At 40.8% G+C, this 14834-nt stretch carries 11 protein-coding genes and 1 riboswitch; of the genes, 3 read left to right on the forward strand and 8 right to left on the reverse strand.

The features are described 5' to 3' along the window. Positions 1 to 24: 24 nt before the first annotated feature. From ribB to dapB, 7 genes are all read right to left on the reverse strand, one after another. Complete coding sequence (ribB, locus tag J5X91_RS03130) at positions 25 to 678, reverse strand: 3,4-dihydroxy-2-butanone-4-phosphate synthase (protein ID WP_011327916.1); 654 nt, start codon at positions 676 to 678, stop codon at positions 25 to 27. 159 nt (positions 679 to 837) lie between these two features. Then, a riboswitch (FMN riboswitch) is annotated at positions 838 to 1017 on the reverse strand. 64 nt (positions 1018 to 1081) lie between these two features. Beyond that, positions 1082 to 2140 (reverse strand): S66 peptidase family protein, encoded by a 1059-nt coding sequence (locus J5X91_RS03135; protein ID WP_208834051.1) that lies wholly within the window; start codon positions 2138 to 2140, stop codon positions 1082 to 1084. Positions 2141 to 2347: 207 nt separating this feature from the next. Beyond that, a complete protein-coding gene (locus tag J5X91_RS03140) occupies positions 2348 to 3193 on the reverse strand; it encodes a magnesium transporter (protein ID WP_011327914.1) in 846 nt (281 codons plus the stop codon). 522 nt (positions 3194 to 3715) lie between these two features. Next, positions 3716 to 4192 carry a transcription elongation factor GreA gene (greA, locus tag J5X91_RS03145; RefSeq protein WP_011327913.1) on the reverse strand — a complete coding sequence of 159 codons (477 nt, stop codon included), beginning with the start codon at positions 4190 to 4192 and terminating at the stop codon, positions 3716 to 3718. Positions 4193 to 4245: 53 nt separating this feature from the next. Beyond that, positions 4246 to 7464: a carbamoyl-phosphate synthase large subunit gene (gene carB, locus J5X91_RS03150; protein ID WP_011327912.1), complete on the reverse strand. Its 3219-nt coding sequence runs from the start codon at positions 7462 to 7464 to the stop codon at positions 4246 to 4248. A gap of 16 nt (positions 7465 to 7480) precedes the next feature. Further along, positions 7481 to 8617 carry a glutamine-hydrolyzing carbamoyl-phosphate synthase small subunit gene (gene carA, locus J5X91_RS03155; RefSeq protein ID WP_041454397.1) on the reverse strand — a complete coding sequence of 379 codons (1137 nt, stop codon included), beginning with the start codon at positions 8615 to 8617 and terminating at the stop codon, positions 7481 to 7483. A 360-nt stretch (positions 8618 to 8977) separates the two neighbouring features. Continuing rightward, positions 8978 to 9781 (reverse strand): 4-hydroxy-tetrahydrodipicolinate reductase, encoded by an 804-nt coding sequence (gene dapB, locus J5X91_RS03160; RefSeq protein ID WP_011327910.1) that lies wholly within the window; start codon positions 9779 to 9781, stop codon positions 8978 to 8980. 308 nt (positions 9782 to 10089) lie between these two features. Between dapB and J5X91_RS03165 the strand changes: the two genes are divergently transcribed. Together J5X91_RS03165 and J5X91_RS03170 are read left to right on the forward strand one after the other, a co-directional pair. Then, positions 10090 to 11403, forward strand: a complete 1314-nt coding sequence (locus tag J5X91_RS03165; protein ID WP_011327909.1) for a Na+/H+ antiporter NhaC family protein — start codon at positions 10090 to 10092, stop codon at positions 11401 to 11403. A 116-nt stretch (positions 11404 to 11519) separates the two neighbouring features. Beyond that, positions 11520 to 12308 (forward strand): nucleoside-binding protein, encoded by a 789-nt coding sequence (locus J5X91_RS03170; RefSeq protein ID WP_182683246.1) that lies wholly within the window; start codon positions 11520 to 11522, stop codon positions 12306 to 12308. A gap of 124 nt (positions 12309 to 12432) precedes the next feature. On the opposite strand, the gene J5X91_RS03175 is transcribed toward J5X91_RS03170, so the two are convergent. Beyond that, positions 12433 to 13230, reverse strand: a complete 798-nt coding sequence (locus tag J5X91_RS03175; RefSeq protein ID WP_011327907.1) for a M48 family metallopeptidase — start codon at positions 13228 to 13230, stop codon at positions 12433 to 12435. Positions 13231 to 13631: 401 nt separating this feature from the next. Between J5X91_RS03175 and J5X91_RS03180 the strand changes: the two genes are divergently transcribed. Further along, on the forward strand, positions 13632 to 14834 hold the full coding sequence (locus tag J5X91_RS03180) for a Bcr/CflA family efflux MFS transporter (protein WP_182677029.1): 1203 nt from the start codon (positions 13632 to 13634) through the stop codon (positions 14832 to 14834).

Consider the following 14834-nt stretch of genomic DNA (forward strand, 5'->3'; position numbering starts at 1 on the left):
TTAAACAGGGGTTTTTTATTGCAGTTAACTTACTTTTTGTTGTGCAATTTGAATGTACTGCACTAAATCCTCTATCGATACCACTGGCATATTATGCTTATTTGCATAACCGCTCACCTCAGGTAAACGCGCCATTGAGCCATCGGGGTTAGTTAGCTCGCAAATAACGCCAAACGGCTTTAAACCCGCAAGTTGCATTAAATCTACAGATGCTTCGGTATGACCACGGCGTACCAGTACTCCACCCGTTTTAGCTTTTAAGCCAAATACATGCCCTGGGCGCGATAAATCCTCAGGTTTAGCATTGTCGGCTGTGGCGGCTTTAATCGTTGTAACTCTATCGGCTGCAGAAACGCCTGTAGTTACGCCCTCTTTGGCCTCAATGGTTATGGTGTAAGCGGTATTGTTTTGACTGGTGTTATGAGTAACCATTTGCGGTAGGTCGAGCTGTTTTATGCGCTCCTCCCCCATACATAAACACACAATGCCGCTGCCTTCGCGGATCATCTCAGCCATTTGGGCGGTGGTTAAATGCTCGGCTGAAAATACAAAGTCACCTTCGTTTTCACGGTTTTCGTCATCAACAACCAATACGCCTTGGCCTTGCTGTAGTGCGGTAATGGCATTTTCGACGCGCGTTAACGGCTCGCCAAATTGAGTAAGTAGAGACTGAATCATCATTATATTCCTGATTAAAAATAAATAGATTCAGGACACTGAAAGGATCGATAAAATAAACTCTAAAAGCATTAAAGTATAAGTACCAACAATAACTTAAATTAAAAAACATAAATAGCACACAGCCAAAAGCCACGCACTATTAACGCTATATTTAAGCCATATTCTCTTTCATCCGGACTGTAACCGTCGGCTCTGGCATCTCACCAGATCTGCTGACCTTTGATATTATATAAAACAACAAAGCGCTCGCGGGCTTATTTAAACACTACAAATGTAATTAAAATAGTAATTAAACATACCGCCGGTGGGGAATTTCGCCCCGCCCTGAGAATGTACTTAAATAACGAATTATAAAAGCCAGCTTATTATACCCCTGTACCGACACGTTATTCAAAGCCAATTAAGAGAGCGACGTATTTAATGACGCTTTTATTACTCTGCCTTCGTTTATATCGGCAATTAATGTGCAAGTAGCACCGTTAATTAAATTTAAGTTAGGTGCAATATGGCCTATATCTGCATCTATAATAACCGGAAACATACAGCCCCCAAGCGCTACATTTAATGCGTGGCGATAGTCAAATTCGGGGTTTTTGCCTTGTGTAATTTCACTGCGGCCGATAATTATGCCGTTAATGTCGTCAAATATACCGGCTAGTTTTAACGACAGTAAAAATCGCGCTACAGTAGTGGGGGTTAACTCTGAATTTTCTAAGTATAAAATTAGCCCTTCGGGCGCGCTGTGCTTTTTAAATTCATGCAGGTCTAAAAATGGTGAATCGAGTAATAAACCCACGGTATCTAGGCAGCCTCCAAATAAACGCCCCGACATTTCGATAGTACGCTGATCAAAGTAATTTAAGCATTGCCACTGAGTCGTCTCGGTATAATTAAATAAGGCTTCTGGGTGCTGTGCATAATCGGGGGCTACTTTTTGATAATGTGTTGATGGTGCCTGTGTAAACTCACTATTTGCTGCATAACTTAGGGTTTCAAATATTTGTAAGCAATACGGGCTTATTTCGTTTGGGTGCAATTGCATTAAATTGGCACAATGCAGCGTTGCCCATTGGCATTTAGCAGTGAGTGCACAGGCCACAGTACTCACATCTGAAAACCCCACAAGCCATTTGGGTTTAGCCTGTTTAATAGCATTAAAATCAAGTTGCGGCAGTATTTCCATCGCAAGTTCGCCACCAAAGGGAGGCATAATTGCATCAATACTATCGTCAACTAAAAAGCCCATTAACTGCTCTGCATGGGCTTTGGTAGCTAATTCTGCTGTTGCTTCGCTGCGCCGTAAAAACGCCCCCTCAATTACTTCATAGCCACGCTGTTTTAAACCGTTTATTACACTCTCTAAACGAGCATGATATTTAGCCGCGATCCCTTCTGAAAGCGAACACACCGCAATTTTAGAACCTACTTTTAAAGGTGCCGGGTAAAGTATATTAGCCATTATTTATCCTTATTTGAGAGGACGTTAAACCGTATTGATCCATATCAGCATAGATCAAATTGATGGCAGATGAATAACCTAAAGAAATTTTAGTTAAAAGTAATTGGTAGAGGGGGAAATGTGCAAGAATAAATTCAAACTAAGTTTTGCGCTAATTACTGAGTGTTAAGTGATTAGCGCAAAACATATAAACCTAAAATTTTTGATTTAACCAATTTCTAAAAAATAGTTAACTACGGTAAAGTAAATCCACATCCCCGATATATCAACAATTGATGCCAATACAGGGCTCACTAATACCGCGGGGTCTAGCTTAAGTGCCCGCGCTAAAATAGGTAATAACCCCCCTAGCGTAGTAGAAATAGTTACCTGAATAAACAATGCCACTGCGATGGCCATCGCAATTATATTTAAATCGAACCCACCGGCAGATTTAACATCGCTAAAAAATAAGATGCGAATAACCATTACGCCCGCCACCGCTAACGCAAGACACACTGCAATTTGGCTTTCTTTAAGAAATACAGCAAACCATTGTCTTTTTTTCAGCTCGCCTGTTGCTAACGCCCGTATTACCAAAGTAGCCGCTTGTGAGCCTGTGTTACCGCCCGCAGCCGCAATAACCGGCATGTACACTGCCAACAATACTAACTGGCTTAATGTGTCTTCGTATTGAGTAATAATTAACCCAGACACTATACCTAATAACGCTAATACTATGATCCAGCCAATACGCTGCTGCACATGCCCCAGTGCCGAGGTATTTAAATAACTTTGCGCTGTTTCAACTTCTGAGTGAATAAAACCCAACTGATGCGCATAGTGTCGAGCGAGTTTGTCGTAACCGTCTTTTTCTAAACGACTTATTAAGTCTTGTACATAAGTAATTGAACAGTGCTGTAAAATAGCAACCGCTTCTTCAACATCCATTATTGTTAATAAGTGCACTTGTTTATTATAGCTGTGCGCTAAAAACACTTTTCTAGCCGCCCCTATTTCTGCTTGAGAAAAGTGTGGGTTATTTTCTACGTAGTTTTTGCTCATTACCGTCATGGCGAATCTCCCGATTGGCTAATGCTAGGCTAATTGTATTTTATTTAAATTAATAACATGGCGTTCAAACAGTTAAAACTACTGCTTAGCTAATAGCCATTTATTAGGAGTAAAACACATTAGCATAAGGTAACGACCATCAAATAATGAAACTATATGACTGATTAATATACCAGCGTACTAGTAACTATAATCAGCACTTTAATAAGGCTAATTTCATTATTTATATCTAGGTGTCTGAGAGAAGAAAAATAGGAAAGAATAAAATTACTCTACCGCTTAGGTAGATTTATAGAAGATAAATACCAATACGGGTTATTTTTCTGCCCTCAATCTAGAGGGATGGTCGGTATCGTTCATAAATATCTCCGAGTAAACTGCTTAATTTGCAGCCTGTATATGGTAACAAAGTAAAATTTTTAAGGCCAATTTATAAGGGCTGTTTTAACACTTTTAAACACTTTAAAACAAAAAAGCCAGTGTATTAATACACTGGCTTTTATTTACGCGTAAAGTGAGTTATTAAATATACTCAACCTCGATGATTTCGTATTCAACGGTGCCTTTAGGGGTTTCAATGTTCACAGCATCATCTGCTTGCTTACCAATTAAACCTCGTGCGATCGGTGAATTAACCGAAATACGATTATCTTTAATACTTGCTTCGTCATCACCAACAATCTGGTATTTAACTTCAACATCAGTTTCAACGTTGACAATAGTAACTGTTGTACCAAAAATAACTTTGCCGGTATTAGGCATTTTAGTTACATCAATTATTTGTACATTTGAAAGCTTAGCTTCAATTTCTTGAATTCGGCCTTCACAAAAACCCTGTTGCTCACGCGCAGCGTGATACTCAGCATTCTCTTTTAAGTCACCATGCTCTCGTGCAACTGCAATATCGCTGACGATTTTAGGACGGGTAACTGTTTTTAATTCGGTAAGTTCTTTGCGCAGTAAATCTGCACCACGAACTGTCATCGGAATTGTTTGCATACTTTTTCTCACTTAATCCCAAGGCCGCAATTTAACGGCCTTGGCACATTTCCTTAGTTCAATCGCAGGTGTAGTTCTTGAACTGACGTCACCTTCCCACGGTCATCTGCTTGGTTTGCTGTACAGTTTGCAAACGCCGCATTTAAGGTCGTAGTATAGTTGGTTTTGTGCTGTAAAGCACCACGACGTAACACCTTCGAATCTTCAATCGCTTGGCGACCTTCTGTGGTATTAACAATATAGCTATACTCGCCACTTTTGATTCTATCAAGAATGTGCGGGCGCCCTTCAAATACTTTATTTACACGGCGAACCGCAATGTCAGCATTTTCAAGTGCAGCAGCTGTACCACCTGTTGCATCTATTTCAAAACCAAGGTCTGTCATGATTCTAGCTAGTTCAACAATACGTGGCTTATCGCTATCACGCACGGATAATAGCGCGCGACCACCGCGTGGTAAAGTATTGCTTGCACCTAATTGTGCTTTTGCGAACGCTTCGGCGAAAGTATCACCAACACCCATCACTTCACCGGTTGAACGCATCTCAGGGCCACGGATTGGATCCACACCTTGAAACTTAGCAAATGGTAAAACAACTTCTTTTACGCTGTAATATGGAGGAATAACTTCTTTAGTTATACCTTGGCTTGCCAAAGACTGACCCGCCATACAACGTGCAGCTACTTTTGCAAGTGCAACACCGGTTGCTTTTGATACAAACGGTACGGTACGTGCAGCACGTGGGTTAACTTCAATTAAATACACTAAGCCATCTTTTACAGCAAACTGAGTATTCATTAAACCAACAACACCAAGTTCAAGTGCCATATCAGTAACTTGCTTGCGCATTACATCTTGTACTTCTTGCGATAGCGTGTGAGCCGGTAATGAACATGCTGAGTCACCTGAGTGAACACCCGCTTGCTCTATGTGCTCCATAATACCGCCAATAATTACTTGCTCGCCGTCGCAAATTGCGTCAACGTCAACTTCAATCGCGTTATCTAAAAAGCGGTCTAGTAATACTGGTGCTTCGTTTGAGGCTTGTACTGCTTCGGTCATGTAGCGACGTAAGTCTTGCTCGTCGTATACAATTTCCATGGCGCGACCACCTAGTACATACGATGGACGTACTACTAATGGAAAGCCAATTTCAACTGATTTTAAAATTGCTTCTTCAGTTGATGTTACCGTAGCGTTTTCTGGTTGCAGTAGATTTAAACGCTCGACTAATTGTTGAAAACGTTCGCGGTCTTCTGCACGGTCTATTGCATCTGGCGATGTACCAATAACTGGCACGCCATTCGCTTCAAGTTCACGCGCTAATTTAAGCGGTGTTTGACCACCGTACTGCACAATTACACCCACTGGCTTTTCAACACGTACAATTTCTAGTACGTCTTCAAGGGTAATTGGTTCAAAGTATAAACGATCTGAGGTGTCGTAATCGGTAGATACCGTTTCAGGGTTACAGTTAACCATAATGGTTTCATAACCGTCTTCACGCAGTGCAAGCGAAGCGTGTACACAACAGTAATCAAACTCAATGCCTTGACCAATGCGGTTAGGACCGCCACCAATCACCATGATTTTGTCACGGGTTGTTGGGTTGGCTTCACACTCTTCATCGTAAGTTGAGTACATGTAAGCTGTGTCTGAACTAAACTCTGCAGCACAGGTATCAACACGCTTGTATACTGGTAGAATGTTTAGTAAATGACGCTTTTTACGAATTTCAGCTTCTGATACGCCTGCAATTTCTGCAATACGTGGGTCAGCAAAACCTTTACGCTTTAACTTGCGTAGGAAGTCGGCATTTAAGCCTGCCATGCCTACGTCGCTAATTTTTGCTTCGTCTTTTAAAATGTCTTCTATTTGTACTAAGAACCAGCGGTTAATTTTTGTCAGCTCGTAAACATCCTCAACGCTCATACCATGGCGCATTGCATCGGCAATATACCAAATACGCTCTGCACCTGGCTCGCGTAGTTCACGAATGATAATTTCTTTTGCTTTAGGGTCGTCAAGCGCCACAATTGGGTTAAAACCAGTTGCACCCACTTCAAGGCCACGTAATGCTTTTTGTAATGACTCTTGTTGGTTACGACCAATCGCCATTACTTCGCCTACTGATTTCATTTGCGTGGTTAAACGGTCGTTCGCACCGGCAAATTTTTCAAAGTTAAAGCGAGGTATTTTTGTAACTACATAGTCAATTGCCGGCTCAAACGACGCTGGTGTTTTACCGCCAGTAATATCATTTTGTAGTTCGTCAAGTGTGTAGCCTACGGCTAATTTTGCAGCAATTTTAGCAATTGGGAAACCCGTTGCTTTTGACGCTAATGCTGATGAGCGTGATACGCGTGGGTTCATCTCAATGATAACCATACGGCCATCTTCAGGATTAATACCGAACTGTACGTTAGAACCGCCTGTTTCAACACCAATTTCACGTAATACCGCCATAGAGGCGTTACGCATAATTTGGTATTCTTTGTCGGTTAATGTTTGCGCTGGTGCAACTGTGATCGAATCACCCGTGTGCACACCCATAGGGTCAAAGTTTTCAATGGTACAAACAATAATACAGTTGTCGTTTTTATCACGTACAACTTCTGTTTCGTATTCTTTCCAACCAATCAGTGATTCATCAATTAGCAATTCGTTCGTTGGCGATAAGTCTAAGCCACGCTCACAAATTTCTTCAAACTCTTCTAAGTTATACGCTACACCACCACCGGTGCCGCCCATAGTAAAAGAAGGCCTGATAATACACGGTAAGCCAATGCGAGTAATGATGTCTCTTGCTTCATCCATTGAATGAGCAATTTCAGCACGTGGGCATTCTAAACCAATGTTTTTCATTGCTGTATCGAAACGTTCGCGGTTTTCTGCTTTGTCGATTGCATCTGCTGTTGCGCCAATTAACTCAACGCCGTGCTTAGCCAATACGCCGTGCTTGTCTAATTCAAGCGCACAGTTTAATGCTGTTTGCCCACCCATAGTCGGTAGGATTGCATCTGGCTTTTCTTTTTCGATAATTTTTTCTACAACTTCCCAGTGAATTGGTTCGATGTACGTCGCATCTGCCATATCAGGGTCAGTCATAATTGTTGCTGGGTTTGAGTTAACTAATATAACTCGATAGCCTTCTTCTCTCAGTGCTTTACACGCTTGTGCACCAGAGTAGTCAAATTCACAAGCCTGACCAATAACAATTGGGCCTGCGCCTAAGATAAGAATGCTTTTTATGTCGGTACGTTTTGGCATTATTACTCCGGTTAAATTAGTGTTTACGCGCTTGCATCAAATCGATGAAGTGATCAAATAATGGGGCGGCATCGTGCGGGCCTGGGCTTGCTTCAGGGTGACCTTGGAAGCTAAACGCTGGCTTATCTGTACGATGAATACCTTGCAAAGTACCGTCAAATAACGATGTGTGCGTAGCACGCAGGTTATCAGGTAGCGTAGTTTCATCGGCAGCAAAACCATGGTTTTGTGCGGTGATCATCACTACATCACGTTCTAAATCTTTAACTGGGTGGTTGGCACCATGATGGCCAAACTTCATTTTGACTGTTTTAGCACCTGAGGCAAGCGCTAATAATTGATGGCCTAAACAAATACCAAAAATAGGGATTTCGGTTTCTAAAAGGGTTTTAATTGCATCAATGGCATAAGTACACGGTGCTGGATCGCCCGGGCCATTAGATAAAAAGATACCATCAGGGTTTAATGCTAGTACGTCAGCGGCAGAGGTTTGCGCTGGTACTACAGTCAATTTACAACCACGATCTACAAGCATACGTAAAATATTACGCTTAACACCGAAGTCGTAGGCAACAACATGAAACTTTTCATCAGCCGCGTTTAAGGTTTTAAAACCTTCGCCTAATGTCCAGCTTGATTCGCGCCACTCAAACATTTCCTTGGTTGAGACTACTTTTGCTAAATCCATACCTTTTAAGCCTGGGAAGGCTTGCGCGGCTTGAAGCGCTTTGTTTTCGTCTAATTCGTCACCGGCTATAATACACCCGTTTTGAGCGCCTTTATCACGCAAAATACGCGTTAGCTTTCTGGTGTCGATGTCCGCAATACCTAAAATATTACGTTGTTTTAAGTAATCATCTAACGATTGCTCGCTACGAAAATTACTTGCTAGCAGTGGCAAATCACGGATCACTAGGCCTTTGGCCCATATTTGATTCGCTTCTTCGTCTTCGCTATTAGTACCCGTATTACCTATATGTGGGTACGTCAAAGTTACGATTTGTTCCGCGTATGATGGGTCAGTCAAAATTTCTTGATAACCAGTCATAGACGTATTGAATACTACTTCACCTACTGACATGCCGTCAGCGCCGATTGCAGTACCGCGAAACACTGTGCCGTCTTCTAGGACTAACAGAGCGGATTTAGTCAAATTAACCTCCTAACAGTAAAAAACGAGGCTAAGCAAAATGCTTAACGCCCCGCCAATACCCAGGCGATTGTTAAAGCGAGTTTTTGTGGATAAAGTTATTTTATAAACAGTGTTAAATGACGCCGATAACGAGCTTTAAACCTTAATCATTTTTTCTTGCCTTAAAACGACTTTATTCCCACTGAACCCCGCTTTTTTCAAGCCACTTGGGTATAATTGGAAACACGCGATTATTAATTTTTGGCAAATTGGCTGCATTTTACATTAAGTTTTCTTTTAGATCTAACGCTATTTAGTAAATTATAATAAATAACTGCTTGTACCTTTATTCAGACCCAAACAGCTGAAAGAACAAGTTAACTACTTCAAATCTAGCACATCTTGCATATCATAAAGTCCTGCGGGTTTATTTATTAACCAGCCTGCAGCTCTTATAGCACCTAATGCAAAGGTCATTCTTGAGCTTGCTTTATGGGTTAATTCGAGTCTTTCGCCCATTGTTGCGAAGTATGCGGTGTGTTCACCTACTATGTCGCCGCCTCTGAGCACCGAGTAACCAATTTCATTTTGCGACTTAGCCTGCTCAACTTTGCTGCGGTCGTATACGGCAACTTTGTCGTGATCCCAGCCTTTTGCATCTGCAATGGCTTCGCCAATGGCCAGCGCAGTACCCGACGGCGCATCTATTTTATGGCGATGATGCGCTTCAAAAATTTCAATATCCATATCATCGCCAAACTTTGTAGCGGCTGTTTGCACTAAATTAAGTAATACATTTACCCCCACACTATAATTGCGCGCAAATACGATAGGAATATGGTTTGCAGCCTCGTGTAGCAATGTCATATCGGCTTCGTTTAGCCCGGTGGTACCAATTACCATAGGGACACCTTGCTTAACCGCTGTTTGTAAATGTGTGCGCATGCCGGCTGGCAAAGTAAAATCAATTAATACATCAACATTCGTAATATTAGCTTCATCGCTAAAGGTTACTGTTTTATCTGCAGCACTGTTGAGTTGATTAACATTAATGCCTAATAACGGTGAACTACTGCGTACATAAGCGGCTGCAAGTTCACTATGCTCTTTTGTACTTGCTGCTTCTAATAAGGCTGAGCCCATTCTGCCGTTGGCACCAAAAACACCGATTTTATTTTTTGTCATTACCTTACCTAATATTTTAATTTGCAGCACCTTGTGGCTCGCGCGAAGATACTATTGGTCAATTAACACTATTTACTAGGCTAGATATTACCTAAATAGCATGTAATAGTCAGGTCACACTTTTAATTTAAGTAATAATACCAGTTTACTTTAGCCGTCTATACATTTAAACTTCTTTTCAGCGTCGATTTGGTCTTTGGCTTGCGGGCGCAGTGGTCTCCTAGTTTAAGTACAGTGGAGGATTCGCTAAACACAGCTAAAAGAGGAGTTTTTGGCTGTGATCTTTTTTCAATAATACGAGGAATATGATGCAGCCATCATTTAACAAAAATAAAGCAATACTTTCTTTGCTTCCCCTACTTACCTTTGTAGCGATATTTTTAGGCTCAGGCTTATATTTACAATCACAAGGGGTTGATTACGCTTTTTATCAATTACCTGCACCTGTTGCTATTTTACCCGCCATTATTCTGGCTTTCATTTTAAATAAAACCTCAATAAACCAAAGCGTCGAAACCTTTATTAAAGGCGTAGGTAATAACAACATAATTACCATGTGTTTAATTTACTTATTAGCGGGTGCGTTTTCTGCTGTTGCCGGTGCCACAGGTGGCGTTGATGCGGTTGTTAACGCTGGTTTGTCAATTATTCCACCTTCTTTATTGCTCCCTGGATTATTTTTAATTGCCGCCGTAATTTCCACCGCCATGGGTACTTCAATGGGAACTATTGGTGCCATTGGCCCTATAGCGTATGCAGTGTCGGTTAAAACCGGCATAGATCCAGCACTCATGGCCGGTACTATAGTATCGGGCGCGATGTTTGGTGATAACTTATCGATTATTTCAGATACCACTATTGCGGCCACCCGTACTCAGGGCTGTGAAATGAAAGATAAGTTTAAAGAAAACCTTAAAATAGCTATTCCGGCCGCCATTGTTACAATTGCGTTGTTGTTATATTTAACACCCGCTGCACAAGTTGTTGAAACCAAAGATTACGACATTTTATTAGTGTTGCCTTATGCCTTTATTTTAGTGCTTGCGGTAATGGGCTTTAACGTATTTGTAGTTTTGCTTAGCGGTATTGTTTTTGCTGCACTTATGGGCTTTACTGGTAGCTATGAAGGCGCCAGCTTTGTAAAAGATATTTATAAAGGCTTTACCGACATGCAAGAAATATTTTTGCTGTCGATGTTTATAGGTGGTCTTTCTGAGTTTATTCGCCTTAATGGTGGCCTGGATTACATAGCGCAAAAAATCCAAGCAATTACTAAAGTGATTGCTAAGTGGCATCGAAAAGTGGCTGACCAACTCGGTATAGCGGCGTTAGTAATGGCCAGCAATATGTGTATTGCTAATAATACCGTGTCTATTATTGTTACCGGCCCAATTGCTAAAAAACTTGCTGATGATGGTAATATTACTGGTAAACGCTCGGCTAGTTTGCTCGATATATTTGCCTGCGTAACGCAAGGGACCCTGCCTTATGGCGCGCAAGCATTGCTACTTGGAGCTACATTTAAAATTAGCCCATGGGAAGTATCAACTTCTTCTTATTACTGTTTTATATTAGCTTTTAGTGCTATTGCGGTTATTTGTCTGCGCAGAAATAAAGCATAAATTAACGTTACTGTGTTGTAGCTTAGTGATTAAGCTACAACACAGTAATATAATAATTAACAAACCACTCCCCTTTGCTTATAATAGCGCTCCCGCGTGTCACACTAATTAGTATTATGAAACTAAAAAAATTACTTCCCGCTTTATGTTTAAGCACTTGCGCTTTATCTACCTCAGCTATTGCTGCTAACTGGAGCAGTACTGCTCTACACATTAATTATGGCGAGCAAACAAATCCATTCACAGAGCAAGAGTCAGATACCGCTGTGTATTCAATTCAGCACGCATCTGGTTATGATTACGGCGATAATTTTTTCTTTATTGATTACAGTAAAGACGACCTTGAAGACGGTTTTCAAGACCGTGATTTTTATGGCGAATGGTATTCAACCGTTAGCCTATCAGCTATTACCGGCCAACAGATTGGTTCAGGCGCGTTAATTGATGTTGGTTTAACCGCCGGTATTAACGTAGCAGGAGACGCCAAGGTAATGAAATATTTACCGGGTGTTAAATTAAGCTGGGATGTACCTGGTTTTAACTTTTTTCAGACATTGGTAACTGCCTACATTGATGACAGTGAAGGCGTAGCAAAAGGTGGTGCACCTATAGAAACTAATAGCTGGATGTTTGATGTTGCGTTTGATTACCCTTTTATGATCGGCACGCAAAAGTTTAATGTAAAGGGCCATGTTGAGTACATTGCTGAGCGTGAAAATGAATTTGGTCAAGATGTGCGTGCGTGGTTTTTAGCGCAGCCTATTATTACCTGGGATTTAGGCCATGCCCTTGAAATGAAAGAAAACACTCTGTTGCTAGGGATGGAGTGGCAATATTGGCATAACAAATTTGGCACTGATGTTACAGAATCGGTACCACAACTTCATGTTGAGTGGACTTTTTAAGCTTTAACTAGGGTCTTATATGGACTCCCTAATAGCTCTTTACTCAATAAATAAAGATTAGCACTGAATATAAAAACCCTGTAAGTAAATTACTTACAGGGTTTTTATTTGTAGTTAAACTAAATTACAGCTTACATTGTGGGTTTTTACCCTGTGCTCTTGCTGTTTTTTGCTCACCTAAAGCTTGGCTCATTTGTGCTTGCAAGTCTTTAATGCGGCTTGCTGGTGCTGGGTGAGTTGATAAAAACTCAGGTGTTGCGCCACCACCCGCTTTACTCATATTTTGCCATAAAGTAACTGACTCTTTTGGATCAAAACCAGCTTGCGCCATTAAATCCAAGCCGATTTCGTCAGCTTCTGATTCGTGCGAACGACTAAACGGCAATACAACACCGTATTGTGCACCCAAGCCCAAACCCTGCATAATTTCGTTACGATACCCAACATTACCCATTTCAAGAGCTGCACCGCCAATTTGCATGCCGGTTTGTAGCATTGAGCTTTGCGATACACGCTCGTTCGAATGCTCTGCAATTACATGCCCTACTTCATGGCCAAGCACTGTAGCCACTTGGTCTTGGTTAGTAGCCACTTTTAGCAGCCCCGTATGCACACCAATGTAACCGCCTGGTAATGCAAACGCATTCGCTGAGTCGTCTTCAAATACCACTACTTCCCATTTTTGCGAAGCGTACTGCTTAGGTAAAACAGCCACTACTTGCTCGGCAATACAATTTACATACGCGTTAGTTTGTGGATTTTTATTGATTGGCTGATTTTTTTTCATCTCAGCAAAACTGGCTGTGCCCATTTCACTCATTTGTTGATCAGAATAAAGCGCAATTTGGGTGCGCCCTGTTGGTGATGTTTTACAGCCAGCCAGCACTGCAGTAGCTAATATAGCTATCACGAGTTTTTTCATTATATTCCCTCAAATCATATTTTTTGTTAGCGCTAGAATAGCAAATACCACCGCAGTTTAAAATAATTGCTTTTTAGCAAGTAACAATAAAATTTTGTTGTTTATTTAACCTGAACTCTGGTTAAGAGATTTACTAACGTATTGAATCATAGTTATATTTAATTTTATTTTCTCTAGCCAGAGATTTTCAGTGAAAATAAGGCAAATTTACGCGTCAATAGCTGGCCTATTGCAAGTAAATTCAACGCAGTTAGCGCTGAAAATAGCTGCTCGAGATAGGTTTATTATCCGGATCTCAGGTTATTTACCCATTACAATTAACTTAGCAGGCAAACTAAGTTTATCCAATCAGCATGCCCTGTTACACTATACATCCTGTTTAGTAATGATTGAGTTTATACATGCCTGCATCGGCTTCGTCTTTTAACACCCGTATTTTATTGCCTTTACTAGCTAGTATTGTGGCAATTACGCCTTTAGCTATTGATATGTATTTACCGGCAATGTTAGTTATTGCGGGCGACTTACAAACCAGTATGCCTAACGTACAAATATCGTTAAGTATTTATTTAGCGGGCTATGCATTAGGGATGTTATTTTTTGGCCCTATTGCCGATCAAATTGGTCGCCGTAAATTGGCTAAAATTGGCTTAACTTTATTTGGTATAACGTCATTAGCACTTGCCTTTACTACCGATATATATGCATTTTGGGTCTTGCGTACCGTACAGGCATTTACCGGTGCAGCGGCAACCGTGGTAGTTCCTGGGATAATTAGGCATATTTACCAAAAAAACACCGCCAAAGGTATGTCTTATGTGTCGATGATTATGATGGTAGCGCCATTACTTGCACCTTCAATTGGTTCGCTTATTTTAGGGTTTTCTGTTTGGTCTACCATCTTTTTAATTTTAGCGGCCTACAGCTTTATTATTTTAGCTTTTGTGCATGTGTATTTAATCGACATTCCTATTTTTAAAAATGACCTTAAAGGGCTGCCATTATTTTTTAATAGTTATAAAATAATACTGAGTAACAAAGATGCACGTGCCGACATTTTAAGCTCTATGTTTGTATCGTTTGGATTTTTTTGTTTTTTAACCTCAGTACCGTTTGTATATTTAGACTTATTTAAAGTATCAGAGCAGTTATTTGGCATTTTGTTTGCATTTAACGTTATAGCACTCATGTTTGGGAATTTTTTAAATACTCGTATTGTGCCGCGAATTGGCTCTCGTAAAATGCTCTACTACGGATTAATATTTGGCTTACTTTCGGGCGCTGCGTTACTTACTTTTAGTATTATGCAGCTGTCGCTTTACTTTATTGTTGGTGCTATTGCACCACTTATGATGAGCTTAGGCATAATAGCCAGTAATGCTGACTCACTTATTTTAATGAAGTTTGAAGCAAATACAGGCACAGCAACCGCAGTTATTGGTACGTTACGCTTTGGTAGCGGTGCTTTGGTCGGCCCCCTATTAGCTATACTACATGCTAAAAGTGCCGTGCCTTTTTCAAGCTTGATGTTTGGTGCTGTAATACTAACTGTTTTAGTGCAATTGGTTCACTATTTAAATAGCAAAAAAAATGCCTCAAATTGA

This window comes from Pseudoalteromonas sp. K222D (genome assembly GCF_017653575.1).
GTDB lineage: Bacteria > Pseudomonadota > Gammaproteobacteria > Enterobacterales > Alteromonadaceae > Pseudoalteromonas > Pseudoalteromonas nigrifaciens.

Excerpts from the sequence above, each read along its gene's own strand:
- J5X91_RS03135 (WP_208834051.1), bottom strand. The coding sequence starts at position 2,140 with ATGGCTAATATACTTTACCCGGCACCTTTAAAAGTAGGTTCTAAAATT.
- J5X91_RS03165 (WP_011327909.1), top strand. The coding sequence starts at position 10,090 with ATGCAGCCATCATTTAACAAAAATAAAGCAATACTTTCTTTGCTTCCC.
- ribB (WP_011327916.1), bottom strand. The coding sequence starts at position 678 with ATGATTCAGTCTCTACTTACTCAATTTGGCGAGCCGTTAACGCGCGTC.
- J5X91_RS03175 (WP_011327907.1), bottom strand. The coding sequence starts at position 13,230 with ATGAAAAAACTCGTGATAGCTATATTAGCTACTGCAGTGCTGGCTGGC.
- dapB (WP_011327910.1), bottom strand. The coding sequence starts at position 9,781 with ATGACAAAAAATAAAATCGGTGTTTTTGGTGCCAACGGCAGAATGGGC.
- J5X91_RS03170 (WP_182683246.1), top strand. The coding sequence starts at position 11,520 with ATGAAACTAAAAAAATTACTTCCCGCTTTATGTTTAAGCACTTGCGCT.
- greA (WP_011327913.1), bottom strand. The coding sequence starts at position 4,192 with ATGCAAACAATTCCGATGACAGTTCGTGGTGCAGATTTACTGCGCAAA.
- carB (WP_011327912.1), bottom strand. The coding sequence starts at position 7,464 with ATGCCAAAACGTACCGACATAAAAAGCATTCTTATCTTAGGCGCAGGC.
- J5X91_RS03180 (WP_182677029.1), top strand. The coding sequence starts at position 13,632 with ATGCCTGCATCGGCTTCGTCTTTTAACACCCGTATTTTATTGCCTTTA.
- J5X91_RS03140 (WP_011327914.1), bottom strand. The coding sequence starts at position 3,193 with ATGACGGTAATGAGCAAAAACTACGTAGAAAATAACCCACACTTTTCT.